Below are 25,724 nucleotides of genomic sequence, written 5' to 3'. Positions count from 1 at the left end.
GCTCAGCAGGTCGCCAGCAGCCGGTCGAGCACCCGGGTGCCGAACCGCAGCGCGTCGGTGGGCACCCGCTCGTCGACGCCGTGGAACATCCCCGCGAAGTCCAGGTCCCCCGGCAGCCGCAGCGGCGCGAAACCGTAGCCGGTGATGCCCAGCCGCGCCAAGGACTTGTTGTCGGTGCCGCCCGAGAGGGTGTACGGCAGCACGGCGGCGCCGGGGTCCTCGGCGTGCAGCGAGTCGACCATCGCGTCGACCAGCCCGCCGGTGAAGGGCACCTCCAGCGAACGGTCGGTGTGGATCGGCTCGATCCGCACGTGCGGTCCGGCGAGCTCGCGCAGGACCCCCATGGCCTCGGCGTCGTGGCCGGGCACCGTGCGCATGTCCAGGGTCGCCGACGCCGTGCCCGGGATCACGTTGGCCTTGTAGCCGGCGTCGAGCTGCGTCGGGTTGGTGGTGTGCCGCACCGTGGCGCCGACGAACTTCGCGGCCGGGCCGAGCGCCGCGACGAGGGCGTCGACCTGGTCCGGGTCCGCTCCCCCCTCCCGGTCGAAGGGCAGGCCGGTCAGGTCCGCCACGCCCTGCAGCAGCCGCTCCACCGTGGGCGTGAGCGTGTACGGCCAGGCGTGCTTGCCGATCCGCGCCACCGCGGCGGCGAGCTCGGTGACGGCGTTCTCGTGGTTGACCTGCGATCCGTGCCCGGCCCGGCCGTCGGCCACGAGCCGCAGCCAGGCGAGCCCCTTCTCCGCCGTCTGGACCAGGTAGGCCCGGCGGCCCCCGACGTCCACGGAGAAGCCGCCGACCTCGCTGATCGCCTCGGTGGCCCCCTCGAAGACCTCGGGGTGGTGGTCGACCAGCCAGCGAGCGCCGAGGACGCCGCCCGCCTCCTCGTCGGCAAACATCCCGATCACCACGTCGCGCGCCGGACGGCGACCCTCCCGTGCCATCTGCCGCACGACCGCGAGGATCATGGCGTCCATGTCCTTCATGTCGACGGCGCCGCGTCCCCAGAGCAGCCCGTCGATCTCCTCGCCGGCGAACGGGTCGACCGACCAGTCCGCCGCGGCGGCGGGCACCACGTCGGTGTGCCCGTGCAGCACGAGCGCGGGCCGCGACGGGTCCTCGCCGGCGAAGCGCGCCACGACGGAGGTCCGGCCCGGGGCGGACTCGTACAGCGCGGGCTCCAGACCGACGTCGGCGAGCAGCCCGGCCACGAGCTCGGCCGCCTTGCGCTCCCCCGGGCCCCGGTTCTCGCCGTAGTTGGAGGTGTCGATCCGCAGCAGGTCCTGGCAGATACCGACGACCTCGTCCTCGGCGGTGGGCTGGTTCTCCACGGAGCGCGTCGCAGTCACCGTGTCACCGTAGTACCCAGGCCCCGGCGGACCAGCAGCGGCTCGATGCGGGCGTCGCGCCCCCGCAGGTCGCGGAAGGAGGCCAGCGGGTCCTGCGACCCGCCCCGGGCGAGGAGACGACGGCGGAACGTCTCGCCGTTCGCCCGCGTCAGCCCGCCGTTCTCGGTGAACCACTCCACCGTGTCCGCGTCCAGGACCTGGGACCACACGTAGGAGTAGTAGCCCGCCGCGTAGCCACCGCCGAACACGTGGTTGAAGTAGGTGCTCCGGTAGCGCGGAGGGACGGCGGGCAGGTCCACCCCGGCAGCCGCCAGGGCCGCCTGCTCGAAGCCGGCGACGTCGTCGGCCGAGGTGGGCACCTCGTCCGGCGTGAGGCGGTGCCACGCCTGGTCGAGCAGCGACGCCGCCAGGTACTCCGTCATCGAGAAGCCCTCTCCCCACCGCCGCGCGGCCAGCAGGGCGTCGACCCGGTCCTGCGGCAGGGGTTCGCCCGTGGCGTGGTGGACGGCGTACGACCGCAGGATCTCCGGGTCCCAGGCCCACATCTCGTTGACCTGCGAGGGAAACTCGACGAAGTCCCGCGGGACCTCGGTCCCCGACTGCGACGGGTACCGCACGTCCGAGAGCAGACCGTGCAGCGCGTGGCCGAACTCGTGGAAGAGCGTGATGACCTCGTCCCACGAGAGCAGCGTGGGCGCTCCGGTGGCGGGCCGGGTGATGTTGAGGTTGTTGACCACGACCGCGCGCCGCCCCAGCAGGCCGCTCTGGTCGACGAGGTTGTTCATCCAGGCGCCGCCGCGCTTGGACGGTCGCGTATACCAGTCCGCGAGGAAGAGCCCGAGCCCGCTGCCGGGCTCGCCGGGCTCGTCGGCGTCGAACACCTCGAACACCCGCACGTCGTCGTGGTAGCCGACGAGGTCGTGGCGTTCGACGAACGACAGCCCGTACAGACGCCGGGCAGCCTCGAGGACACCGTCGCGCACGACCTTCTCCAGCTCGAGGTAGGGCCGCAGCGCCGCCTCGTCCAGCGCGTAGCGCTCCGCCCGCAGCACCTCGGAGAGGTACCTCCAGTCCGCGGACCGCAGGTCCCGAGGTCCGGACCCGGCCCGGGCCGGCAGCAGCGCCGCGAGCTCGGCGGCTTCGGTGCGGGCGTTGGCGACGGCGGCCGGCGCGAGCCGGGACAGCATCGCCTGCACCGCGTCGGCGGTCCGGGCCGTGCTGTCCTCGGCGACGTAGGCGGCGTGGTGCGGGTAGTCGAGGAGCTGGGCCCGGACCGCGCGCAGGCGCGCTGTCTCGAGCAGCGTGGCACGGGTGTCGTGCTCGTCGCCGTGGGTGCCGCGCAACTCGCTGGCTCGCTGCACCCGTTCGCGCACGTCCGCGCGCTGGAGCGCCGCGAGGACACGCTGGCTCGTGGGCAGCTGGAGCGTGAGCAGCCAGGCGCCGTCGTGGCCGGCCTCCGTGGCGGCCGCGGCCGCGGCGGACACGGAGTCCGCCGGGAGGCCGGCGAGCTCGGCCGGGTCCGTCACGAGGACCCCGGCGGCCTTCTCCCCCGCGAGCAGCTTCCGCCCGAACTCCGCCTCCAGCTCGGTGAGTCGCACGTTCAGGCCGCGCAGCGTCGCCTGCTGGTCGTCGCTCAGCTCGACGCCGGCCCGGCGGTGATCCGTCAGCCGCGTGTGCAGCAGCCACGCGGCGTCGGGCTCGAGCACCACCTCGCCCCGGTCGGCGGCGTGCTGCAGCGCCCGGAGGCGCTCCCACAGCCGGCGGTCCAGCAGGATGGCGTCGCGGTGCGCCGCGTGCAGCGGCGCCACCCGCTCCTGGACGGCCTCCAGCACCGGCGTTGCGTCCGCGGAGAGCTGGTTGTGGAACGCCAGCAGCGCGCGCTGCAGCAGCTGGCCGGAGCGTTCCAGGGCGACGAGCGTGTTCGCGACCGTCGGCGGCTCGGGGTCGCCGGCGATCGTCTCCACCTCGGCACGGTGCTCGGCCATGCCGGCTCGGATCGCCGGCTCGTAGTGGTCGGGGCGGATCGCGGCGAAGTCGGGCAGCTCGTAGGGCAGCGTCGACACGTGGGCGAAGGGGTTGTCCGGGGCAAGGGCCATCTGCCCATCCAACCGCATCGGCGCGGGCGCCCTGCCGCCACCTCGCGGAGCGCCGAAACGTTTTGGTGGCTGTCGGTCACGACGGCCGTCCGGCACCGTCGAGGTGATCTTGCCCGCACCGAGTGAAGGAGCTCGACATGCGAAGACTCGCAGCCCTGGCCGTCGCGACGCTGGTGGGTGCCACCGGACTGGTGGTGGCCACCGCGCCGGCCCCCGCGGAGGCCCACGGCGCCGAGGTGTTCCCCGGCAGCCGTCAGTACCTCTGCTACCTGGACGGGCTCACCGCGTCCGGCAGCGTGGACCCCCAGAACCCGGCGTGCGCCGACGCCTACGCCGCGGACGGCACGGCGGCGTTCTACAACTGGTTCGGCAACCTGGACTCGAACGGCGCCGGCCGCACCGAGGGGTACATCCCCGACGGTCAGATCTGCGACGGCGGCGGCAACGGCCCGTACGACTTCTCCAGCTTCAACGCCGTGCGCGATGACTGGCCGACGACGCACCTCACGGCCGGTGCGACGTACGAGTTCCAGCACAACAACTGGGCGGAGCACCCCGGACGGTTCGACGTCTACGTCACCGAGCAGGGCTGGGACCCGGGGAGCCCGCTGGCGTGGAGCGACCTCGAGCTGATCGACTCCGCGACCAACCCGCCCGACACGGGCGGCCCCGGCGGGGACAACTACTACTACTGGGACGTGACGCTGCCGGCCGACCGCAGCGGCGACCACATCGTCTTCACCCACTGGGTGCGCTCGGACAGCAACGAGAACTTCTACAGCTGTTCCGACGTCGCGTTCGACGGCGGCGACGGCGAGGTCACCGGGATCGACGGGGACCTCCCGGACGACGGCGGCGACCCGGTCTGCCCCGACGAGTCGCCCGGCGTCCCGGGGGACGTCATGGCGTCCGACGTGCACGCCACCAGCGCGCACCTCATGTGGGGGGTGGCGCAGGACGGCTGCATCACCGGCTACGACGTCGTCGACCCCGCCTCGGGCGAGGTGCTGGCCTCCACCGACGGCTCGCCGATGGTGGACCTGACCGGCCTGGAGCCCGAGACCACCTACTCCGTCGCGGTGCAGGCGCGCAACGACAACACGGGCGAGGTCTCGGCGACGACAGACGCCGTCTCCTTCACCACCGCCGCCGAGGACGACGACCCACCGCCCGCCGGCGACTGCACCGCCGAGGTCAGCGTGGTCAACGCCTGGAGCGGCGGCTACCAGGCCGACCTGGTCGTGACCGCAGGTGCCGACCCGCTCACCGGCTGGGAGGTGACGGTCGACGGCGTGACCGTCGACCAGGCGTGGAGCGCCCAGGTCACCGGCAACGTCTTCACCAACGTGAGCTGGAACGGCAGCCTCGCGGCCGGAGCCTCCACGTCCGCCGGCTTCATCGGCAGCGGCGACCCGGACGCGCTCAGCGCGGTCTGCTCAGCGGCCTGAGCAGGGTCGGGCCACCCGCCCGGCGCCGGTCTCCTGCCCGCACGGGGGCAGGAGACCGGCGTCGCGGCGCTTCACGCACGCAGGGCGATCCACGCGTCGAAGGCCTCTCGGCTCGACAGGCGCGGGGCGTAGCCGAGAACGTCCTTCAACCGCGTGTTGTCCAGCACCGGCCGGTACCGCAGGAACCCGACGCGCTCCGGTCCGTGGACGGTCAGACCTAGCACACGGCCCACCCGCAGGGCACCGGCGAGCACCTGTGCGGGGACGTCGATGGTCCTCTTGCCGAGCCGGGCGGCGATGTCCGCGACGGTCATCACACCGTCGCCGCACACGTTGAACGCCCCCGTGGCCCCGCCGGTGGCGCCGGCGACGATCGCCCCGGTGACGTCGTCCACCCAGGCGAACACGAACGGCCCCTCGCTGCCCCGCACGCGCAGCAGCCGCGGCGCGTCCCACAGCGCCGTGATCTGGTTGGCGACCCCCGGTCCCAGGATCGTGCCGATCCGCAGGACCACCTGCCCGAGCTCCGGGTGCTCGGCACGGAACGTCGCGAGCAGCTCCTCGACGAGCCGCTTGTGCCGGGAGTAGGTGAACTCGTCGTTGCCGCGCAGCGCGTCGTCCTCGCTCAGCGGCACCGGGTTGTCGGCGTGGTAGCCGTAGGCGGCGCCCGACGACGAGACGACCACCCGCCGCACGCCGCCGGCCACGCACGCCTCCAGCACGTGCCGGGTGCCGTCGACGTCCACGCGCCGCTCGGCCGCCTCGTCCAGGGTGCCCGGGTTCACGATCGCCGCGAGGTGCACCACCGTGTCGATCCGGTGGTCGGCGACGGCCTGCTGCACCGCCGAGGCGTCGGTGACGTCGAGCGTGACCGACGTGACGCCGTCGGGCGCCCGGGACGGCGGACGCAGGTCGGCCGAGACGACCGTGGCGACGCCGTCGTGCGCCGCGAGCGCGGCGACCGCGTGCGAGCCCAGGAAGCCGGAGCCGCCCGTGACGAGGACACGCTTCATGCCGCCACCTCCGCGCGGGCCCGGGTGCGTCGTGCCCACACCGTGGCGAGCGCGAGCCCGGCGATGATGTCCCACACGCCCCACCAGCCGGCGACGACGGCCATGCCGCCGATGCCACCGAAGAACGTCATGACGAGACCCAGGCCGAGGGCCGCGTTGCGGATGCCGACCTCGAAGGTCACGGCCTTGACCTCGCGGGTCTCGAGCCTCCCGGCCCGGCCGGCGAGGTAACCGAGGCCGAGCGCGACGGCGTCGTGGAGGAAGACGGCGACGAGGACGACCCCGACCCAGCCGACGAAGACGGAGAAGTTGCCGGCCAGCGCGGCCACGACGAAGCCGATCAGGGCGAGGATGCTGACGACGTGCACGGGCTTGTGCACGGCCGCGGCGACCGCGGGCCAGCGGGTGCGCACGAGCAGTCCGGCGGCGAAGGGCACGCCGATGATCAGCACGATGTCGAGCATCATCTCGACCGGGTCGAGGCTGACCTCGGCCAGGATGTCGCGGCCGGTGGGGTGCAGGCTGCCCCACAGGGCGATGTTGAGCGGCATCGCCACGAGGTAGAGGGCGTTGCCGACCGCCGTCAGGGACACGGAGAGCGCCACGTTGCCGCCGGAGCGGTAGGTGAGGATCTGCGAGACGTTGCCGGGTGGGCAGCACGCGACGAGGATCATGCCGAGCGCGATGGAGGCCTGCACGCCGAGGGCGAGCGTCAGGCCGAACGTGACGGCGGGCAGCAGGACCACCTGGGCGAGCAGGGCGAGCACGGCGGCGCGCGGTGCCTGGCGCAGCACCCGGAAGTCGGCCGGTGAGGTGTCCAGGGCGATGCCGAGCATGATGAGGGCGAGCACGATGTTGAGCGCCACCAGCGAGCCCGGCGAGAAGTTCACGACGACGTCGTCGATGTTCATCGCCGGTCTCCGCTCTCGGGAGCCGTCAGGTCCCGGACGTAGCCGCGCACGGTGCGGCGGTAGGCGTCCTTGTTGACGTAGTAGCTCATGCGTTCCAGCCCGAGATAGCGGTAGCCGCCGGTGAGGTCGGGCCAGCGTCCGGCGACCCGGCGGCGGAACGCCTCGACACGCTCGCGGGCCGCGACGTCGCCGTCGTCCGCCGCGGCCTGCGCGGCGAGGAGTCGCGCGACCAGCTCGGCCTGCTCGGCCCGGCCCTGCCACCCGATGCCGGAGGCCTCGAGCATCCCGACGACGAACAACCCGTTGAAGGACGGCGGCACGATGTTGCAGAACAGCTCGGGTGCTCCCCCGGAGCCCGGACCGTCCCAGGCGAGGTGCTTCGGGTCGACGAACGGGTAGTCGAGCCGGTAGCCGGTCGCGAGCAGCACGAGGTCGTAGGTGCCGGTGGTGCCGTCCACGAAGTCCACGGTGTCGCCGTCGAACCGGCGGATGTCCTGGCGCACCTTCAGGTCACCCTGACCGGCGTGCTGCAGCACGAGCGAGTTGACCACGGGGTGGGACTCGTAGATCTTGTGGTCCGGCGCGGGGAAGCCGAACCTTTGCGGGTCACCGTTGAGGAGCATCAGGACGCGGGAGTCGACGGCCTGCTTGATCTTCGCCGGCAGGGGGCGCCCCTGGTTGAGGGTGTCCGTGGGCCGCCCGAGCAGGTAGCGCGGCACGAACCAGTAGCCGCGCCGCACCGACAGGTCCACCGAGGCGGCCCGGTGGACGGCGTCCACGGCGATGTCGCACCCGGAGTTGCCGCCGCCGACCACGAGGACCCGTTTGCCGGCGAAGACGTCGGCGCTGCGGTACTCGCTCGAGTGCAGCAGCTCGGCGGTGAGGTCGCCGTCGAACGTCGGCACGTTGGGCTCGGCGAGCGTGCCGTTGGCGATGACCACGTGGCCGACGTGCTCGACCGTCGTCGCGCCGTCGGGCCCGGTGCTGTGCACGTGCCAGCCCGAGGCACCGCTGGCGTCGTCGTCGGCCGGTTCGACCGCGACCACCCGGGTGCCGAAGCGGTAGTGCCGTCGCAGGTCGAAGACGTCGGCGTAGGTACGGAAGTAGCGCAGCAGCTCACGGTGGCCCGGGTAGTCCGCGCTCGAGTCCATCGGCAGCTCGTCGAACTGCGTCGTGGTGCGGGACGAGATGAGGTGCGCCGAGTCGTACACCGTGGACCGCGGGTTGTCGATGTCCCACAGACCGCCGACGTCGTCGTGCGCCTCGTAGCCGACCAGGTCGAGCCCGGCCCGATCCAGTGCACGGGCGGCCGCCAGGCCCGAGGGGCCCGCACCGATCACCGCGACCCTGCGTTGCAGCGCCATCGCTCCACTTCCTGCCGTCCGGTGCGCCCGGCCGTCCGGGCGCGGCACGGAGTCTACGAGGTCCGGCGAGGTGCGAGTGCCCGACCGACTCCCCGGATCAGGACCGCGGGGCCTCGGCGGGCCACGGCTCCGCCGGCTCGCGCGGGTCGCGCGGCAGCAGCGACGCCATCCACGAGTCGCGCAGGACGCCGCGCTGGGGGCCGTAGCGGCGCAGCGTGCCCTCGAACCGGAACCCCAGCTTCCAGGCGACACGTCGCGAGGGCCAGTTGCCGACGTACGCCTGCCACTGCAAGCGCGACAGGCCCAGCCCCTCCGGGTCCAGCGCCCAGTCGGCCGCCAGGCGAGCTGCCGCGGTGGTCAGACCGGCCCCGCGGGCGTCGGGCGCCGTCCAGTAGCCGATCTCCCCCGCCTGCTCCTGTCCCGGCGCGCCCGTCGTCCGGGTGATACCCATCATGGCCAGGACCGGGCCGTCCACGCTGCCCGGCGCCCGCACAGCCCAGGTGAAGATGGTCTCCTCGGCCCAGCCGGCAGGGACCATCCGCGTGAGGAAGCCCTCGGCGTCGGCGCGCACGTACGGGGACGGCACGACGGTCCACGCGGCGATCTCCGGGTCCGCGCACACCTCGGCGACCCGGTCGACGTCCGCGGCGGTCGGGACGGACAGCGTGACGTGCGCGTCGCGCAGGACGAACGGTTCCATGCGCGCATCCTGCCAGCCCGCACTGCCTGCGACGAACACCCCTCAGGCCGGCGGGGGCGGTTGCCGAGGCCCGACCGGATCCGCCGTGACGCCGTCCTCCCCCGGGTCGGCCACCTCCGCCCGACCGCCCGGTTCCGGCGGGTCGGGACTGCCCTCGTCGGCGTCGGCGGGCAGCGGGACCGGCGGGTCCCCGCGGAGCGTGGAGAAGACCGTCCACACGACCGCGACGAGCGGCACGGCGACGACGGCCCCGAGGATCCCGGCGAGCACCGTGCCCGAGAGCACCGCGACCGCGACGACCACCGGGTGCAACGACACCTGCTTGCCCATGATGAGCGGCTGCAGGACGTGCCCCTCGAGCTGACCGATGGCCGCGATGCCGAGTGTCACGATGAGCGCCGTGACGAAGCCCTGCGCGGCCAGGGCCACCACGGCGGCGATGACCATCGCGAGCGGGGCACCGATGATCGGGATGAATGCGCCGATGAGCACCAGGACGGCCAGCGGGGCCGCGAGCGGGACGCCCAGGATCTGCAGGAGGACGAAGGCGAGGACGCCGTCGATGAACGCGATGATGACCGTGCCGCGGGCGAACCCCGAGAAGGAGTACCAGCCGGCTCCCGCCGCGTCGTGCCACCTCCGGCGCTGTCGAGCAGGCACCTGCCGCAGGAACCAGCGCCACATGCGGTCGCCCGAGTGCACGAAGAACACGGTGCAGAAGATCGCCAGGGCGAAGACCATCAGTCCCTCGACCACCGAGCCGGCGCGTTCGGCCGCCTGCCCGGCCAGGTCCTCCGCGTTGTCCGCCAGCCACTGCTGTCCCGCGTCGATCCACTCGTTGAGCTGTTCGCCCGTGACCGACAGGCCGAACGGCAGGTTCTGCAGCGAGTCGAGGATCTGCTCCACACCGGAGTCGAACTCACCCGCCAGCCGCGACCACTGCCCCGCCACGGAAGCGACGACGTAGGCCATCAGCCCGCCGAAGACGACCACACCGCTGAGCAACGCGAACAGCGTCGCCAGCACCCGGGGCAGGGCGCGGGCGTAGAAGTCCGCCAACGGGCGGAACACCGACGTCAGCACCAGCGCGAGGAAGACCGCGACGAAGACGACCTGCACCTGCGTGGTCGCGTACACCACGAGCGCGACCGCGGCCACGACCGCGACGAGGCGCCAGGACCAGCCGCCCGTCGTGCGCAACCACTGCGGGACGTTCTCGACGGACTCGCTCACGGCCGCTCCCTCCGGGGTCGGGGTGGTGCCCAGTGTGCTGCCCGGGGGGCCTCAGTGCACGGAGAACCCGCCGTCGACATGGATCGACTGCCCGGTGACGTAGGACGACGCGGCGCTCGCGAGGAAGACCGCCGCCCCGGCGAAGTCGTCGGGCACGCCGTTGCGGCCCACGAAGGTCCGCTCCGCGAGCGCCGCGACGCGCTCCGGGTCGCCCTGCAGACGCTGGTTGAGCGGGGTGAGCACGAACCCGGGCACGAGGGTGTTCGCGGTGACGCCCCGGGCCGACCATGCCTCCGCCTGGGAACGGGCCAGCGACTCGAGACCACCCTTGGAGACGCCGTAGACCCCGCTGGTCACGAAGGCCCGGTGCGCCTGCTGCGAGCTGACGTGGATCAGTCGGCCGTAGCCGCGCTCGGCCATGCCGGGCGCGAACTGTTGGCCGAGCCAGAAGGGCGCCTCGAGGTTCACCGCCATCGTGGTGTCCCAGACGGTCTCGTCGATCTCGGCCATCGGCGGGCGGAGGTTCACCCCGGCGCTCGACACGACGACGTCGGGCTCACCGAAGGGTTCGACGACGGCGTCCGCGACCGCTCGGACTCCGCTCCGGGTGGAGAGGTCGCCCTGCACGGCGGCGGCGCGGCACCCGGCCGTCGTGAGCTCGGCGACGGTGTCGTCCAGCGCGGCACGCCCCCGGGCCACGACGACGACAGCGGCGCCCGCTCGGGCCAGCGAGGTCGCGATCGCCCGGCCGATGCCCGAGCTGCCGCCGGTCACGACGGCGGTGCGCCCGTCCAGGCAGAAGAGCTGGCGGAGGTGGTCCTGGATCGCGCGGTTCACGCCAGGAGGCTACCGGGCGCACGATCCTCGCGTCGTGCTGGGCCAGGCCGCGGCGTGCCAGGTCCGACGAGCCCGCGCGGCGATCGCCGTGCTCGAGGACATGAACTCTGAGGAGGAGGGAGATATCAGCCACCGTGCAGCAGCCCTCTCCGCGCCGACGTCCGCTATTCGCGCAGCAGACCCAGTCGTCCGTCCTTGAGCTGTCGGCGAGAGGTGATGCCGAGCTTGCGGAAGATGTTCCGCAGGTGGGCTTCGATCGTGCGAGGGCTGAGGAACAGCTGGGCGCCGGCTTCTCGGGAGGTGGCGCCCGTGGCCACCAGTCGCGCGACGTGCAGCTCTTGCGCCGTGAGGGCGTCGGTGGGCCGGGGGCTGCGTTCGCGTGCATGTTCGCCGGTGGCGCGCAGCTCGCGGGCGGCGCGCTCCGCGAACGCCTCCGCGCCCATCTCCGACAGCAGCTCGTGGGCCGTGCGGAGCTGTTCGCGCGCGTCCCGGCGGCGGCCCTCGCGGCGCAGCCACTCGCCGTAGACGAGGTGTGCGCGGGCGAGATACCCGACCATCGTGCTGCCGCTGAGCTGTCCGATGCCCTCGAGATAGTGCACCTCGGCGGCGCGACCCGAGGTGACCAGACCTCGTGAACGGGCGGCGAGCCCCAGCGCCCACGGGGTGCCACTTGCTCGGGCTCTCGCGTCGAGCTCTTCCAGTGCCTCCAGGGCATGTTCCGGCCGGCCGGCACGGCACGCCGCCTCGATGAGCTCGGGCAGCGCCAGGTTGGTGGGGTTCAGCGCGTCGGACTCGCACGCCCGCGCCGCAGCATCCTGCGCGGCGGTGTAGTCGCCCAGACCGTTGTGCAGCACCGCCAACGCGTACTGCGCGAGGGATACCTCGGTGCCGCGCACACGGTCGGCGGCGTCCCGGGCGACCGTCGTGGAGATCCCCACGACCTCGTCCGGACGACCGCGCCAGGCAGCCAGGACGAGCTGCGCGTGGGGCAGGGGGACGGCCCCGGTCGCGGCGGCGATCGCTGTCTGCTCGGCGGCCAGCTCACCGGCCCGCTCGAGCTCACCGCTGAGCGTCATCGCGACGGACTGGAACAGGAGCGCGGCGGGCAGGGTGACGAGCGCACCGGCATCGCGAGCGAGCCGTACGTGGCGCGTGGCCAACGCGTGCAGGCTCTCGTCGTCGAAGAGCACGCTCGCGGTGCGGCTGGCGTGCGACAACCAGCGTCGGTCGTCGTCACCGCGCGCTCCCCCTGCGTCGAACTCGTCAGCACGGAACGCTTCCAGTGCGCGGCGCAACGCGGGCACGGCCGCCGCGTAGCCCTGGGTGAACGTCGCCACCAGCCCGTCGAGCAACAGGTCGGACGGCCCCGGCGGCTCGGGCGCGGGCGGTGCAGCGCGGGCAGCGTCGGCAATCTCACGCACGCCATGGCCAGGTCCCCCGCCCGTGATGATCGCGGCGTCGAGAGCGTGCAGATAGGTCTCTCGGGCCAGCGCGACATCATGCGGCGTCAGCATCCGTGCCGCGTCCAGCAGCATCCGGGCCGCGTCGCCGTGCCGTGTCAGGTAGAACTCGATCCGCGCGCGCAGCAAGGCGAGGTGGGCGCGCTGCACGGCGTCGAGCGGTCCGACGTCGACCCTCGCCAGCAGCTCGCGAGCCTCCTTGGAGGCTCCCGCCTCGTGCAGGGTGTCGGCGGCCTTCAGCGCGCGTGCCGTCCGGCTCTCTGACGAGGGGGTCAGCTCGAAGGCGTGCTGCAAGAACGACGCCGCGGCCGCCATACCCCCGCGGGCACGGGCCCGATCAGCGGTGCGCTCCAGCTCGGCGGCGACCTCCTCGTCGGTGCCCATCGCCGCCTGCGCGCGGTGCCATGCGCACCGGTCCGGGTCGGACCGCGGGTCGGTGGCGGCGGCAAGCGCGGCGTGTGCGCGGCGACGGTCCGGCGGTGTGGCCGTTCGGTAGACCGCCGAGCGCACCAGCGGGTGCCGGAACCGCACCCGGGTACCGACCTCCAGCAGGCCGACCTCCTCCGCGGGGCCGGCTGCCTCAGGGGGGATCCCCAGCTCGTCGGCCGCGCGCCACAACGTCGCTGCGTTGCCGGTCGGTTCGGCCGCAGCGACCAGCAGCAGCAGCTGCGTCTCGGCTGGTAGGTCCCGCGAGCGTTGGCGGAAGCCCTCCTCGACGCGGCGGGGAACGCTCATGGCGTCCGGCAGGCCGAAACCACCGGCCAGCTGCGCCAGCGGCACGCTCCGCGGCAGCTCCAGCAGTGCCAACGGGTTGCCGCGCGCCTCCGCGACGATCCGATCGCGAACCCCGTCGTCGAGCGGAGTGCGGACCGATGCGGCCAGCAGGTCTTGCGCGTCGGCCTCACCGAGCCCCTCGAGGCGGAGCTCGGGCAGCCCGGCGAGCGGGTGGGTCTCACTCCTGGCGTGGTCTCGCATCGCGAAGACCAGCGCGACGCGTTCGGCCGCCAGGCGTCGAGCCACGAACGCCAGGACCTGCGCGGACGCCTGGTCCAGCCACTGCGCATCGTCGACAAGAGTCACCAGCGGCCTGTCCTCGGCGGCCTCGGCCAACAGGTTGAGGGTCGCCAGCCCGACCAAGAACTTGTCCGGAGTCGCACCCCCGTGCAGCCCGAACGCTACGCCCAGGGCGACCTGCTGCGGTTCGGGCAGTGCCAGCGCACGGTCCAACAGCGGTGCACACAGCTGGTGCAGGCCGGCGAACGCGAACTGTGTCTCGGACTCCGCACCGACCAGGGACTCGACCTGGAGACCTGCGGAGGCCGCGGTGTGCCGAAGGTGTTCCAGCACCGCGGTCTTCCCGATGCCCGCCTCACCGCGCACCACCAGCGCCCCGCTGCGCCCGGCACGTACCTCGGCCAGCACACGTTCGACGGCCTCGCACTCGGCGCGTCGGCCCAAGAGGTCCACCAGGTCCACCATCTTTCCGGGATACGCGCCGGACCAGGTGATTATCACCGATGCGAACCGCGGCCGCCAGGTACTCGGCAGGCGCGGGGTGGGCGCGAGGGGCGAGAAAGCCGGGGCTTTCACCGACGCGAGAACACCGCGACCCGGGCGAGCCTGCTGACACGGCAGCCGACCAGGCTGCCGGAGGTTTTCGGCCCGTCGAACGGGCTCCTCGGGCCGGGGGTCGGCCGCACCGCGGGGCCGCCGACGCCTGTGGACACGAAAGGAGACGACCCGATGCCCACTCCTTCGGTCCTCGACGCCGAACGTCTCACCATCGCCTACGGTGAGGTGACCGACGAGTTCCTGCTCGGCCTCGCGGGAATCGCCGCGACCCTCGTCGGCACCTTCATCGTGGCCGTGTTCTTCTACCTCGACTCAGCGTTGCACCGATCGCGCGGCGCCGCGGGCAGCACGCCGGACCAGTACATGCGGGCCGGCGCCCGGTGGGTGCTCATCGCCTACAGCCTGCCCCTCTTCGTCGCTCTCGCCCTGGCCGGTGCGGCGCCCGTCTGGGGGGCCGTTACGTTCTCGGTGTTCGCGGCGGCACTCGTGGTCGCCACCGTCGACACGACCCGTCGCATCCTGAAGAAGGGCGCGACGAGAAAGTCCCCTGCTCTGGCCGCGAACGAGGTCGCCACCTCGCTCGCGGTGGTGGCTCTGGCTGTCCTGCCGTGGGTCCTCGGCGGTTGGAGCCCGTCGCCGAGCGACTTCGTCCCCTCGCTGCTTCTCGCCCTCGCCATCGGCTTCACCAGCACCGCGATGGTCATCATGTCGGTCTTCGACGCAGCGAAGGTGTCGGCGCCCGCTCCGGAGCCCGCGGCGCCGTTGCGGGGCTCGGCGTCCCGTCCGCGGCGCCGGCCATGAGGGCACCATCGTTGCTGCGGGGCACCGGCCACCGCACCGATACCGGTCCTCGCCTACCGGTGCTCGGGGTTGTCCTGGTCTGGTGCACAGCCCGCGTCCCACTCGCTGCGTCGGTTGCCGTACGCCGGGATGCCACCCGCGGCGCGCAGCAGGGCCGCGACGTGCATCAGGTTGTAGGTCATGAAGGTGGTGTTGCGGTTGGTGAAGTCGTTCTCGGGGCCACCCGACCCGGGGTCGAGATAGGAAGGCCCGGGCCCGACCGGCCCGATCCAGCCCGCGTCGGCCTGCGGGGGGATGGTGAAGCCGAGGTGCTGCAGGCTGTAGAGCACGTTCATGGCGCAGTGCTTGATGCCGTCCTCGTTGCCGGTGATGACACAGCCGCCGACGCGTCCGTAGTAGACGTACTGCCCGGCCTCGTTCAGCGCACCGGAGCAGCCGTAGAGCCGCTCGATCACGCGCTTCATCACCGAGCTGTTGTCTCCCAGCCAGATCGGCCCCGCGAGGACGAGGATGTCCGCGGCCAACACCTTGTCGAAGATCTCCGGCCAGCCGTCGGAGTTCTCACCGTGCTCGGTCATGTCCGGCCACAACCCGATCGCGATGTCGTGGTCGACTGCCCGGACGACCTCGACCTCGACCCCGTGCTCCGCCATGATCCGCGTGCTGACACCCAGCAACCCGTCGGTGTTGCTGGGCTCCGGCGAGCGCTTCAGGGTGGCGTTGATGACCACGGCACTCAGACCGTCGAACCGTGGCGGTCCAGCGGTGGCGTCCGATCGCACCCTGATCACGGCTCCCGATCGTCGACGAGCCCGGCGAGGTGCGACATCTCCGCCGCGACCCCGTCGTGCTGCCTGCCGGTGTCGGTCGCGGTGACCTCGGTACACATGGGTGTGAGCCCCTTCTCGCGCGGTTCAGCAGGTCGGGCGGACTCGGTGCCGGAAGCCCGGGCCTCGTTCCCAGCGTGCTGTTCCGCGTGAGGCCTTCGCATCGGTGAAGATCACCGACAACGCCCGATGAAGGAGGCGCTCCGAACGCTGGTGTGCCCGGCTCCCGTCGAGCTGCTGGAGTCGGGGCCCACGATCAGGTGGCTGCCCGGTCAGCGATCGTCGTGGAGCTGGGCGAACTGCCAGGCGATCTCGGTGGCGTCGGGGCCGGCGGTGTCGGTGAAGATGCCGACGGCGCCGGGCGTGGACCAGGCGTGGGCGAGGTCGTCGGCATACACGTACTCGATCAGGACCTGCCCGTCGGGGTCGCGGTAGGTGGTCTGCGCGTACTCGTAGCGGTCCCCCGTGGCCGGGTGGACGATCGTGTCGGGGACGAGCTCCGGGCTGCCGTCGAGCGCGTCGTCGACGACCAGGTCGACGACCGTGCGCCAGTGCTCCACCAGCCGCTGACCGACGACGGTCGGCACGACGTCGTCGCTGCCGCCCTGCACGATCAGCAGCGGCACGGCGCGGGCCTGCTCGCCCATCTGCGCCCAGGCCTGCCGTCCGGTGACCGACGGCGGAGTGGCGTCCGGGTCGTCCGGGTCGACCTGGTTCAGTCCGTACTCGCCGCCGGCCACCGAGGTGACGGTGGCGAACACGTCCGGGTAAGTCGCACCGAGGATCACGGCGGTGCCCGCGCCGGACGAGGCGCCGGAGACGTGGACGCGCTCGGGGTCGGCGCCGTAGCGTTCGACGACGTCGCGGGCCACCCCGGCCAGCAGCGCCGCCTCCCCGCTGCCGCGGACCTGGTTGCGCGGGTCGTCGGAGTTCCAGCAGTTGATGCGGTCGGCGAACATGCGCTGGGTCGGGTAGACGACGATGAACCCCGCACGGTCGGCGAGCGCGTCGAACTGCGTGGATCCCTTCATCGAGTTCCACCCGTAGCCGGTCATCCCGCACCCGTGGATCGCCATCATCACGGGCAGTGCCGTGCCGCCGTCGTGCTGCGGCGGCAGGTGCACCTGGTAGCGCTGGCGGGTGCCGTCGGCCGCGACGTGCACGTGGTCGTGGTCGCCTGGGCCGCTCCACCACGGCAGGCCGAACTGGAACACCAGGGTGAGCACCGTCACCGTCGCCGCCAGGAGCCCGACGACGCCGCCGACCACCCACACCCGCCGGCGCCGGCGCCGGCGGAGGGCAGGCTGCTCAGGCCCGCCCACCGGCGCAGATCCGCCCGCCGTCTCGTGCGCGGGCTCGGGATCCGCCTCGGGTGAGGGCGCAGTCATGGGGTTCTCCCTTCGATGGTGCGATCCGTCGGACCGGAGTCGAGCCCGTGGCCCCCGGGGGCTCATGCGTCCCGACGGCGCAGCAGCAGACCGGCGACGGCGAGCAGCGCCGCCACCCAGCCGACCAGGACGAGAGCGCCGTGCCAGGGCTCGCCGACCCAGGCGCCGTCGACCGACGGTGCGGACAGGTCCACCCAGCGCTGAGCCGCCGGGTAGGTGAAGAGCAGCTTGCCCGCGACCGTGGGCAGCAGGACTGCGAGGTTCTCCGCCCAGGCCGGGGGGTCGACGCCGAGCAGCAGGCTCAGCGCGACCGGTGCGGCGAGCAGGAGGCCGAGCGAGATCGCGATGCCGCCGGTGGTGCTGCGCACCAGTGCACCGATCCCGAACGCGATCAGGGCCACGAGCACCAGGTAGGTGACACCGCCGAGCACGGCGAACCAGTAGTGCGGGTCGTCGAGGTGGACGTCGACGTCGTTGCCCGCCAGCAGCCCGGTCGAGACCGGCACGGCGACGGCGAACGCGGCGGTGGCCACCGCGAACGTGGCACAGGCCAGCACCAGCGCCTTGGCGCCCAGCACCGGCAGCCGGGTCGGCACAGCCGTCAGGCTGTTGCGGATGGTGCCGGTGCCATACTCCCCGGCGATCATCAGCACTCCGAGCACCGCGACCACCAGGGCACCGAAGTCGGTGCTCACCGTCACCACGTACACGCCGAGGTCCTGCATCGCGTCCTGGGAGACGACGCCCGGTACGCCGTAGAAGCTCACCGACGAGGAGACCTGCGCTGCGACACCGATGGTGACCGCCGCCAGAGCACCCAGCGCCCACCACGTGGAGCGCAAGCTGCGCAGCTTGACCCACTCGGAGACGACGACGGCGCTCATCGGGGCATCTCCCTCGCGATGCGACGGGTGCCGGTGGAGCGGTACTCGACGTCGTCGCGGGTGAGCTCCAGATAGGCGTCCTCGAGGGAACGGGTCACCGGGGTGAGCTCGTTGACCACGATCCCGGCGCCGGCGGCGACCTGCGCGATGCGTGGCGCGCCGAGCCCGGCCACCGACAGCAGGTCGGGTGGGGTGCGGGTGACGGTCGCCCCCTCCGCCCACAGCAGGGGGGTGAGGGTGGCGACCTGCGGGGTGCGCACCTGGACGGTGTCCGCATCGGCACCGGCGACCAGGTCGCTCATCGGCGCGTCGGCGACCACTCGACCCCGCCCGAGGATGATCACGTGGTCGGCGGTCAGAGCCATCTCCGTCATCAGGTGCGAGGAGAGGAGCACGGTGCGCCCCTGGGCTGCAAGGTCGCGCAGCAGCCCGCGCATCCACACCACACCGTCGGGGTCGAGCCCGTTGACCGGCTCGTCGAGGATCAGGGTGTCCGGATCGCCGAGCATCGCCCCAGCGAGTCCCAGCCGCTGGCGCATACCCAGCGAGTACCCGTCCACGTGCCTGCGCGCCACCGCATCGAGCCCCACGGTCGCGATCACCTCGTCGACCCGCCGCGCGCCGATCCGGTGCGTGGCGGCGACAGCGAGCAGGTGGTTGCGGGCGCTGCGGCGCGGGTGCACCGCCGAGGCGTCCAGCAACGCGCCGACGCGGTGCAGCGGGGCACCGAGGCGCGCGTACGGCTTGCCGTCCACGGTCACGCGGCCGCCCGAGGGGTGGTCGAGCCCGACGATCATCCGCATCGTCGTCGACTTGCCGGCGCCGTTCGGGCCGAGGAACCCGGTGACGACGCCGGGACGGACGGTGAAGTCGACGCCGTCGACCGCTGTCGTGGCGCCGTAGCGCTTGGTCAGGGACTGCGCCACGATCACGGGCGGTCCCACTGTCTGGTGTGCATGGCACCACGGGACACCGTGTTGCCGCCACAGGGTCAAGGCGCCCCGGCGGCGCACCGGTCACCCCAAGGGCAGGCCGCGCAGCTCGCGGCGGGAGGTGATGGCGAGCTTGCGGAAGATGGCCCGCAGGTGGGCCTCGACGGTCCGTGGGCTCAGGAAGAGCTGCGCGGCCACCTCGCGGGAGGTGGCGCCGGTGGCCACCAGCCGTGCCACGTGCAGCTCCTGGGCGGTGAGGTCGTCGGTGGGCTTCTCCGTGCGTCTGCGCGGATGCTCGCCGGTGGCGCCCAGCTCGCGGGCAGCGCGGGCGGCGAAAGCGTCCACTCCCATGCCTGTCAGCATCTCGTGCGCGGTGCGGAGCTGCTCGCGCGCGTCCTGCCGGCGCCCCTCACGGCGCAGCCATTCGCCGTAGACCAGGTGGGCGCGGGCCACGTGGGTGGCCATCCGGCTGCGTCCGAGCTGGTCGATCGCCTCCCGGTAGTGTTTCTCGGCGTCCGGCCCGGTGCTCAGCAGCGCTCGCGACCGCGCGTACAGCCCCAACCCCCACGCGGTGCCGCTGGCCTGGGCCCGCACCCTGAGCTGTTCAAGCGCCACATCGGCCCGTCCCGGCTCGCCGGCGTGGACGCCCGCCTCCACGAGCTCGGGCAGCGCGATGCTGGCGAAGGTCAGCTCCCCGCGCTCCACCGGCGCTCTCGCCGCGGCGAGAGCCTCACCATAGTTACCCCACCCGTTGTGCAGCGCGGCCATGGCGACGTCGGCCAGCCCGAGCGTTGCGCCCTCTCCCCTCCCCGTCGCCTCGGCCACCATGGTTGCGTGCAGCGCGGTCGTCTCCGCCTGGCGTCCCTGCCAGGCGGCGAGGATGAGCCGGGCATTGGGCAGCGGTGGGGCGCCGGTCGCACTCCGGATCGCGCTCTCCTCGGCCACGAGCTCGGCCGCACGGCCCAGGTCGCCGGTGAGCACCAGAACCGAGGAAAGAGCGTTGAGGGCCGCCGGGAGCCGAGACAGCGCCCCGGCCTCGCGGGCGAGGCGCGCGTCGAGGTCGGCGAGCACGTACACGGCGTCGTCGTCCCACAGCGTGGCCGCGACCTGGCACGCCAGCCACAGCCGGCGGCGGCTGCCTTCGTCCAGACCGACGCCCTCACCCGGCCCCTCGACGCCGACGCCACCGCGCAACGTGTCGAGAGCACGGCGTAGCGTGGGCACGCTCGCCTCGTACCCGTGGGTGAACATGGTGGTCAGACCGTCGAGCAGGAGGTCGACCGGCCGGGCGGGCGACGATGCCACGGGCGCCGCCCGGGCGGCGCTCGCGACCGCAGCCATCGTCCAGTCACCCCCGAGGCGCCCGGCGTGGAACGACGCCTCGAGCGCCTGCAGGTAGGTGTCGCGTGCGAGCTCCGGGTCCAGCGGGGCAACCGTCCTGGCAGCGTCCAGCAGCATCCCCGCGCCGTCGCTGCCGCGCGTGGTGTGGAACACGACCTGGGCGCGGAGCAGCTCGAGGCGCCCCTGGCCGAGAACGTCGAGCGGGCCCGCCGCGGCGACGGCGAGCAGCCCGGTGGCGGCCTGGGACGCGCCCGCCTCGTGCTTGGCCTGCGCCGCGTCCAGCGCCCGGGCGGCGCGGACGGCCGGCTCGGGCGTCAGGGCGGCCGCCTGCTCCAGCAGGGCCGCGGCAGCAGCCACCCCGCCCCGGGCGTGCGCGCGGCCCGCGGACCGCACCAGCTCTTGCGCGACGTCCTCGTCGGTGCCCAGCACCGCCTGCGCCCGGTGCCAGGCGCGGCGGTCGGGGTCGACGTCCGGGTCGGTCGCCTCGGCGAGGGCCTGATGTGCCCGACGGCGGTCGTCGCCCCTGGCCGCCTGGTAGACCGCGGAGCGCGCCAACGGGTGGCGGAAGCGCACCTGGGTGTCGATCTCCACGAGCCCGGCGTCCTGCGCGGGGGTCACCGCCTCGCGAGCGATCCCGAGCCGTGAGGCGGCGTGCCACAAGACCGTCGCCTGCCCGGTCGGCTCCGCTGCGGCGACCAGGAGCAGGAGCTGGGTGTGCGCCGGCAGGCCGTGCGCACGCCGTCGGAAGCTCTCCTCGATCCGGCGCGGGACGTCGAGGGCGTCGGGTCGCTCGAACCCGCCGGCGAACCACGCCGAGTGCCCGTTGCCGGGTGGCTCCAGCAGGGCCAGGGGGTTCCCGCGGGCCTCGGCGATGATCCGCTCGCGCACATTCTCGTCGAGCGGCGCCGGGACACCCGAGGCCAGCAGCGTGCGGGCCTCGGGTTCCGCCAGCCCGTCCAGCCGCAGCTCCGGCAGCCCGATCAGCGGGCTCGGCATGTCACGGTCGTCGTCACGGATCGCGAACACCAGTGCGAGGCGTTCGGCGCCCACCCGGCGGGCGACGAACCCGAGCACGTGCGCGGACGCCTCGTCCAGCCACTGCACGTCGTCCATCAGGCACAGCAAGGGCTGCTCCTCGGCGACCTCTGCCAGCAGGTTGAGCACGGCCAGCCCCACCAGGAACCGGTCCGGCGCCGGGCCGGCCGCTTGGCCGAACGCCACCCCCAGTGCCATGCGCTGGGGCTCGGGCAGGGCGCCCGCACGTTCCAGCGCCGTCGCGCACAGCTGGTGCAGGCCAGCGAACGCGAACTGCATCTCCGACTCGGCGGCGGTCGCCCGGTCCACCCTGAATCCCGAAGCAGCGGCCACGTCACCAGCGTGCTCCAGCAGCGCCGTCTTGCCGATGCCGGCCTCGCCACGCACCACCAGGGCCGCGCTGCGGCCCGCCCGCGCGTCCGAGAGCAACCGATCGACCGCCGCCGCCTCGGCGCGCCGTCCCAGGATCCTCACCAGCTCCGCCCTTCGTCCGCCCGGTCCGCCGTCGTCGCAGACCGGGTTGGGCAAGGTCCCCCCACAAGGTCATTCTCGCCGATGCCAGATGCGGCGACCAGAGGGTTCACCCGCCGGGTGCAGCGACCAGGACGTGGCGGCCCGACCGCACCAGGGTTCGCCGCCGAGCCGCCCGAGGTCCGCGTGGTGATCGCGCGCGAGGGAGCGCCGATGTCGGCCGCGCCGGGCCCTCGCTCCCCCTGCTCCTGAGAGGTGCCTGACGTCGCGGTCGACGGCCGGTGTCCCCGGTCGTGCTCGCTGTTCGCGCCACGGGTGCCGCGTCGCGGCGTCGCGTCACCGTGGGTTCGTCCCGGCGTCCTTGCCGATCCAGCCCAGGTGGGTGTGCGTGAACGCGTCAGCCAGCTTCAGGCCGTACCCGAGCGCGCGGTCGAGGCCGACGTGGAAAGCCCAGGCAAGCGAGACCAGCGTCAGCCACCGGGACAGCGTCGGAGCACCGGTACCGGCGACGAGCCCCGCGACGGCCAGGACCAGCGGCCAGACGTAGGTGTGGACGGCGTTATAGGTGGCAGCGCCGGCGGCCGGCGACCGTAGGTACCCGACCATCGACAGGTCGAACGCCAGGAAGACAGCCAGGGGGAACCACCACAACCCCGGCTCGATCGTGAGCGTCCCGGCCACCGCCAGCACGACCACCAGCCCGTTCTCGATCCGCTCGATCGTCGCCGGCCGCAGACCGCCACGCGCCGCACCGTCTGTCGTGGTGCTCAGGTCGGTGTCACTCATGGGGCCATCGTCGTCGACCATTCGCGCCTCCGCGTCGGTGATCTTCACGTACACGACGAGCCTGCGAGCGACCTGGCGACTCGTCGAGCTGGCGGGATCCGATGCGAAGAGCGGTCCTCACCGGCGTGCTCCGAGGGCCGGCGCCACGCCGACGCCCGTACGATTCACGTGTCAACGACTGAGGAGGAGCCATGGATCATCCCCGGCGCCGGCAGGTTCCCACGCACGACGAGCTGGCGGCCTGGCGGTTGCACATCGAGACCTTCGAGATCGTCCGCGCGCGCATCGAGGCCCGGCTGCACGACGACTCGGGGCTCTCGGGCGGGGACTACCGGGTGCTCCTCGCGCTCAGCGAGGCGGACGGCCGGGCGATGCGGTCCTCCGAGCTCGCCGCGCACATCGAGTGGGAACGCAGCCGTCTGTCCGGACACCTCGGCCGCATGGAGCGGCGTGGCCTGGTGCGTCGCGAACCCTGCGCGGAGGACGCTCGGGGCTCGCGGGTCGTGCTCACCGAGGAAGGTGCGCGCGCCTTTCACACCAGCACCCTGCCGCACCTTCGCGCGATCAAGGACGTGTTCGTCGACGCACTCACCCCCGAGCAGCTCGCGCACCTGCGCGACGCCGCGGCAGCGACGCGCCGCCACCTGCATCTCGACGAGCGGTCATGAGCAGCCAAGCCGCTCAGACCGTGTGACGGGCGGGCGCCTCACGGGGAGAGTCAGTGTGCTCGCGGCCCTTGACATGGTCCCCACCACAGGGTCTGTGCTTGACGGATCACCGACCACATCGGGGATCGGCTGATCGTCGGCAGGGAGCACAGCCCTCCCGTCGACCGGTCGGAGTCCCGCGTCCCCTGTACGAGAAGAGGTCCCACCATGGCACTGCCCCGTCAGCGTGTTGCCATCGTCACCGGCGCCGGGAGCGAGCACGGCATCGGCTTCGCTGCGGCCCGTCTTCTCAGCGCCGCCGGAATGCGTGTGGTCGTCACCTCGACGACCGAGCGCATCTTCGATCGCGTCGACGAGCTGCGAGCCTCGGGCGGCGAGGCGGAGGGAGTCGTCGCTGACCTCAGGCAGCAGAGCGGCGTCGACGCCGTGGTCGCTCGTGCGCAGACCGCCTACGGCAGCGTCGACGTGCTCGTCAACAATGCCGGCATGACGTCGATATCCGATCGGGACCCCGGTGCCGCAGTCGCTCGCTGGCACGCGTCGCTGGAGCGCAACCTGACCACGACGTTCTTGATGATCCGCGCGGTGGTCGGAGGGATGCAGTCCGCGGGCTATGGCCGGATCGTCAACGTCTCGTCGGTGTCGGGACCGGTTGCCGCCTATCCGGGAGATGTCGCTTACCACGCGGCGAAAGCAGGAATCGTCGGGCTGACTCGAGCGGTCGCGATCGAGACCGCTTCGAGCGGTGTCGTGGTCAACGCCGTCGCGCCGGGTTGGATCGACACCGCGTCGGCGTCCGACCACGAGCGCGCCATGGGCGCGGCGACTCCCGTCGGACGCTCAGGTAGCTCCGAGGAGGTCGCGCACGTGATCGCATTCCTCGCCGCGGACGGCGCGTCATACATCAGCGGCCAGCTCATCACCGTCGACGGGGCCAACTCGATCAGTGAGGAGCGCGGGCTCTGAGCCTCGCGCCGCACCTCGACCGGAAGAGATTACCCACCGAGGCCGTCCGCGCGATCGGACGAGATCCGCGAACCCTCAGTCCAGATGGTCGGGAGGTACCGAAGGCTGTCAGCGGCGGGTACCCGTTCACGTTTCACCACGTGCCGTGCGTGCACCGGCATACGTACCGGATCGGGCAGGTTCTACCGAGACGCAGGGCGCCTGAGGTACGCGTCGCCCGCTGTGGCCGGGGTGGAACCAGTGAGTTCCACCGATGCGAAGCTCGGTCCGGCGCGGCGAGCCTGACGACATGACGTGGAGCACACGTGAGCTCGCAGACCTCGCCGGCACGACAGTCAACACCGTTCGGCACTACCACGCGCTCGGACTTCTCGACGAGCCCTCACGCAGGTACAACGGGTACAAGCAGTATCGCGTCCCCCACCTGGTCCGTCTGCTACAGCTCCGGCGTCTCGCCGAGCTCGGCGTTCCCCTCGCGCAGATCGGCGCCCTGGACGGGAGCGGTCTGAAGGACGCGCTGCGGGCTCTCGACGCCGCACTGCACGACGAGATCGAGCGGTCCCAGCGAGCGCGAGCCGACATCGCGGCCATCCTGCACGCCGACGCACCGGTGGACACGCCCCACGGGTTCGAGGCGGTCGCAGCGCGGCTGTCCGAGACCGATCGTGCTCTGATCCACATCTGCACGCAGCTCTACGACCCCGATGCGGTCGCGCACTTGCGCAGGATGGTCGTGGCAGAACCTCCCGCCGTCAGCGCGAAGTTCGCCGCGCTGCCCACTGATGCGAGCGACGCGACTCGAGAGCGCCTGGCTGGGGAGGTCGCACGCGTCGGCGCCAATTGGCGCTCCACCACCTGGCCCTGGCTGCACGCCGCTGCCAAGCAGACCCTGGTCCAAGCGCTGGCGGAGTTGTACAACCCGGCGCAGCACGACGTGCTTCGCCGGGCCGCGGCCGCCGGCCACGAGCAGCCGGACGCGGCAGATCGCCAAAGAGCGAGCTAAGCCACGCCTCCCGCATGTGCGTCGAGAGCACGACCTTGCGGCCAAGCCGGTCCCCCAGCCGCTGTCCGAGCGCACCTGCTCCGGCGAGTTCCGCGTGCGGATCCCGCCGCGGACCCACCGCCGGCTGGTCGAGCAAGCGGCCGACGATCGCATCTCGCTCACCGTCAGGACTTCGACCGTCTCGCCTCAGCCTGATCACGACGAAGCCCTCTTCTCCAGCGGCGCGTCCCGGGTTCGGTGGGGCCGGTTCTCACCGGTCGACCGGACCTCGATGTCGCGCCGAGAACAACGAAGGCCCTGGTGGTCAAGGCGGTTTCTAGGGGTCCTCGCAACACCTGATGGTCTATGTGGCCGTCAGTAGATCACGCAGACGCTCGGCTGGGGTATCCCAGTCGAGCGTCTTGCGTGGTCGGCCGTTGAGCTCGTGGGCGACGTGCTCAAGGTCTTCGGGCCCGTAGGCCTTGAGGTCGGTGCCCTTGGGGAAGTATTGGCGCAACAGGCCGTTGGTGTTCTCGTTCGACCCGCGCTGCCAGGGTGAGTGGGGGTCGCAGAAGTAGACCGGCACGTTCGTGGCGATCGTGAACTGCTTGTGCGTGGCCATCTCGCAGCCCTGGTCCCAGGTGAGCGAGCCGCGTAGGTGTG

22 protein-coding genes are annotated in these 25,724 nt (G+C 72.6%); 6 read left to right on the top strand and 16 right to left on the bottom strand.

The annotated features are described in order from the left end of the window. Positions 1-2 precede the first annotated feature (2 nt). Together BCL65_RS15645 and BCL65_RS15640 are read right to left on the bottom strand one after the other, a co-directional pair. Positions 3-1,346: a M20/M25/M40 family metallo-hydrolase gene (locus BCL65_RS15645; RefSeq protein WP_165800049.1), complete on the bottom strand. Its 1,344-nt coding sequence runs from the start codon at positions 1,344-1,346 to the stop codon at positions 3-5. After that, on the bottom strand, positions 1,343-3,442 hold the full coding sequence (locus BCL65_RS15640; protein ID WP_106269448.1) for a M3 family metallopeptidase: 2,100 nt from the start codon (positions 3,440-3,442) through the stop codon (positions 1,343-1,345). The genes BCL65_RS15645 and BCL65_RS15640 overlap by 4 nt, the downstream gene beginning before the upstream one ends. Positions 3,443-3,579: 137 nt before the next feature. Here BCL65_RS15640 and BCL65_RS15635 point away from each other — a divergent pair, with 137 nt between their 5' ends. Beyond that, on the top strand, positions 3,580-4,890 hold the full coding sequence (locus tag BCL65_RS15635; RefSeq protein ID WP_125206567.1) for a lytic polysaccharide monooxygenase: 1,311 nt from the start codon (positions 3,580-3,582) through the stop codon (positions 4,888-4,890). A 71-nt stretch (positions 4,891-4,961) separates the two neighbouring features. On the opposite strand, the gene BCL65_RS15630 is transcribed toward BCL65_RS15635, so the two are convergent. The 7 genes from BCL65_RS15630 to BCL65_RS15600 all read right to left on the bottom strand — a co-directional run bounded on the left by BCL65_RS15630 (position 4,962) and on the right by BCL65_RS15600 (position 13,875). Beyond that, on the bottom strand, positions 4,962-5,903 hold the full coding sequence (locus tag BCL65_RS15630; RefSeq protein ID WP_106269446.1) for an NAD-dependent epimerase/dehydratase family protein: 942 nt from the start codon (positions 5,901-5,903) through the stop codon (positions 4,962-4,964). Next, on the bottom strand, positions 5,900-6,814 hold the full coding sequence (locus BCL65_RS15625) for a bile acid:sodium symporter family protein (protein ID WP_106269445.1): 915 nt from the start codon (positions 6,812-6,814) through the stop codon (positions 5,900-5,902). The genes BCL65_RS15630 and BCL65_RS15625 overlap by 4 nt, the downstream gene beginning before the upstream one ends. Then, the gene (locus tag BCL65_RS15620) at positions 6,811-8,178 is read right to left on the bottom strand and encodes a flavin-containing monooxygenase (protein WP_106269444.1); all 1,368 of its coding nucleotides are present in this window, start codon (positions 8,176-8,178) and stop codon (positions 6,811-6,813) included. The genes BCL65_RS15625 and BCL65_RS15620 overlap by 4 nt, the downstream gene beginning before the upstream one ends. Before the next feature lie 97 nt (positions 8,179-8,275). Next, positions 8,276-8,878, bottom strand: coding sequence for a GNAT family N-acetyltransferase (locus BCL65_RS15615; protein ID WP_106269443.1), 603 nt, complete (start codon positions 8,876-8,878; stop codon positions 8,276-8,278). Positions 8,879-8,920: 42 nt separating this feature from the next. After that, entirely contained in the window at positions 8,921-10,111 is a 1,191-nt protein-coding gene (locus tag BCL65_RS15610) for an AI-2E family transporter (protein ID WP_106269442.1), read from the bottom strand. Between the two features lie 51 nt (positions 10,112-10,162). Further along, a complete protein-coding gene (locus BCL65_RS15605) occupies positions 10,163-10,948 on the bottom strand; it encodes an SDR family NAD(P)-dependent oxidoreductase (RefSeq protein ID WP_243401115.1) in 786 nt (261 codons plus the stop codon). Between the two features lie 164 nt (positions 10,949-11,112). After that, positions 11,113-13,875 (bottom strand): ATP-binding protein, encoded by a 2,763-nt coding sequence (locus BCL65_RS15600; protein WP_243401114.1) that lies wholly within the window; start codon positions 13,873-13,875, stop codon positions 11,113-11,115. A gap of 276 nt (positions 13,876-14,151) precedes the next feature. Here BCL65_RS15600 and BCL65_RS15595 point away from each other — a divergent pair, with 276 nt between their 5' ends. Beyond that, on the top strand, positions 14,152-14,781 hold the full coding sequence (locus tag BCL65_RS15595) for a hypothetical protein (protein ID WP_106269440.1): 630 nt from the start codon (positions 14,152-14,154) through the stop codon (positions 14,779-14,781). 53 nt (positions 14,782-14,834) lie between these two features. Here the strand turns inward: BCL65_RS15595 and BCL65_RS15590 are convergent, their stop codons facing one another. The 6 genes from BCL65_RS15590 to BCL65_RS15565 all read right to left on the bottom strand — a co-directional run bounded on the left by BCL65_RS15590 (position 14,835) and on the right by BCL65_RS15565 (position 22,445). Further along, positions 14,835-15,572, bottom strand: a complete 738-nt coding sequence (locus BCL65_RS15590) for a flavodoxin family protein (RefSeq protein ID WP_374108512.1) — start codon at positions 15,570-15,572, stop codon at positions 14,835-14,837. A gap of 308 nt (positions 15,573-15,880) precedes the next feature. Then, positions 15,881-16,996, bottom strand: coding sequence for an extracellular catalytic domain type 1 short-chain-length polyhydroxyalkanoate depolymerase (locus tag BCL65_RS15585; RefSeq protein ID WP_165800048.1), 1,116 nt, complete (start codon positions 16,994-16,996; stop codon positions 15,881-15,883). A gap of 62 nt (positions 16,997-17,058) precedes the next feature. After that, positions 17,059-17,880, bottom strand: coding sequence for an ABC transporter permease (locus BCL65_RS15580; protein WP_106269438.1), 822 nt, complete (start codon positions 17,878-17,880; stop codon positions 17,059-17,061). After that, a complete protein-coding gene (locus BCL65_RS15575) occupies positions 17,877-18,812 on the bottom strand; it encodes an ABC transporter ATP-binding protein (protein ID WP_106269437.1) in 936 nt (311 codons plus the stop codon). Before BCL65_RS15575 ends, BCL65_RS15580 begins: the two co-directional genes overlap by 4 nt. An 84-nt stretch (positions 18,813-18,896) precedes the next feature. Next, positions 18,897-21,662 (bottom strand): ATP-binding protein, encoded by a 2,766-nt coding sequence (locus BCL65_RS15570; protein WP_243401113.1) that lies wholly within the window; start codon positions 21,660-21,662, stop codon positions 18,897-18,899. Positions 21,663-21,995: 333 nt separating this feature from the next. Continuing rightward, positions 21,996-22,445 (bottom strand): DUF4260 domain-containing protein, encoded by a 450-nt coding sequence (locus tag BCL65_RS15565; RefSeq protein WP_106269518.1) that lies wholly within the window; start codon positions 22,443-22,445, stop codon positions 21,996-21,998. A gap of 191 nt (positions 22,446-22,636) precedes the next feature. Between BCL65_RS15565 and BCL65_RS15560 the strand changes: the two genes are divergently transcribed. The 4 genes from BCL65_RS15560 to BCL65_RS18510 all read left to right on the top strand — a co-directional run bounded on the left by BCL65_RS15560 (position 22,637) and on the right by BCL65_RS18510 (position 25,443). Continuing rightward, entirely contained in the window at positions 22,637-23,113 is a 477-nt protein-coding gene (locus BCL65_RS15560) for a MarR family winged helix-turn-helix transcriptional regulator (protein WP_106269436.1), read from the top strand. 207 nt (positions 23,114-23,320) lie between these two features. After that, positions 23,321-24,079 carry an SDR family oxidoreductase gene (locus BCL65_RS15555; RefSeq protein ID WP_106269435.1) on the top strand — a complete coding sequence of 253 codons (759 nt, stop codon included), beginning with the start codon at positions 23,321-23,323 and terminating at the stop codon, positions 24,077-24,079. Between the two features lie 253 nt (positions 24,080-24,332). Further along, positions 24,333-25,082: a MerR family transcriptional regulator gene (locus BCL65_RS15550; protein WP_243401112.1), complete on the top strand. Its 750-nt coding sequence runs from the start codon at positions 24,333-24,335 to the stop codon at positions 25,080-25,082. Positions 25,083-25,098: 16 nt separating this feature from the next. Next, positions 25,099-25,443, top strand: a complete 345-nt coding sequence (locus tag BCL65_RS18510) for a toxin-antitoxin system HicB family antitoxin (RefSeq protein WP_207767749.1) — start codon at positions 25,099-25,101, stop codon at positions 25,441-25,443. Here BCL65_RS18510 and BCL65_RS15540 read toward each other — a convergent pair. Beyond that, positions 25,426-25,724 (bottom strand): IS30 family transposase (locus BCL65_RS15540; protein ID WP_146137221.1); only part of this gene is annotated, 299 nt, incomplete at its 5' end. The two genes, BCL65_RS18510 and BCL65_RS15540, sit on opposite strands and share 18 nt — an antisense overlap.

This window comes from Isoptericola halotolerans (assembly GCF_003003075.1).
GTDB classification, from domain to species: Bacteria; Actinomycetota; Actinomycetes; order Actinomycetales; family Cellulomonadaceae; genus Isoptericola; species Isoptericola halotolerans_A.
The sequence above is the reverse complement of the archived record's forward strand: the minus strand, read 5'-3'. Positions and strand labels throughout refer to the sequence as shown.

Coding starts and splice junctions, on each gene's coding strand:
- BCL65_RS15620 (WP_106269444.1), bottom strand. CDS start 8,178: ATGGCGCTGCAACGCAGGGTCGCGGTGATCGGTGCGGGCCCCTCGGGC.
- BCL65_RS15630 (WP_106269446.1), bottom strand. CDS start 5,903: ATGAAGCGTGTCCTCGTCACGGGCGGCTCCGGCTTCCTGGGCTCGCAC.
- BCL65_RS15640 (WP_106269448.1), bottom strand. CDS start 3,442: ATGGCCCTTGCCCCGGACAACCCCTTCGCCCACGTGTCGACGCTGCCC.
- BCL65_RS15595 (WP_106269440.1), top strand. CDS start 14,152: ATGCCCACTCCTTCGGTCCTCGACGCCGAACGTCTCACCATCGCCTAC.
- BCL65_RS15560 (WP_106269436.1), top strand. CDS start 22,637: ATGGATCATCCCCGGCGCCGGCAGGTTCCCACGCACGACGAGCTGGCG.
- BCL65_RS15615 (WP_106269443.1), bottom strand. CDS start 8,878: ATGGAACCGTTCGTCCTGCGCGACGCGCACGTCACGCTGTCCGTCCCG.
- BCL65_RS15555 (WP_106269435.1), top strand. CDS start 23,321: ATGGCACTGCCCCGTCAGCGTGTTGCCATCGTCACCGGCGCCGGGAGC.
- BCL65_RS15625 (WP_106269445.1), bottom strand. CDS start 6,814: ATGAACATCGACGACGTCGTCGTGAACTTCTCGCCGGGCTCGCTGGTG.
- BCL65_RS15580 (WP_106269438.1), bottom strand. CDS start 17,880: ATGAGCGCCGTCGTCGTCTCCGAGTGGGTCAAGCTGCGCAGCTTGCGC.
- BCL65_RS15550 (WP_243401112.1), top strand. CDS start 24,333: ATGCGAAGCTCGGTCCGGCGCGGCGAGCCTGACGACATGACGTGGAGC.
- BCL65_RS15565 (WP_106269518.1), bottom strand. CDS start 22,445: ATGAGTGACACCGACCTGAGCACCACGACAGACGGTGCGGCGCGTGGC.
- BCL65_RS15585 (WP_165800048.1), bottom strand. CDS start 16,996: ATGACTGCGCCCTCACCCGAGGCGGATCCCGAGCCCGCGCACGAGACG.
- BCL65_RS15635 (WP_125206567.1), top strand. CDS start 3,580: ATGCGAAGACTCGCAGCCCTGGCCGTCGCGACGCTGGTGGGTGCCACC.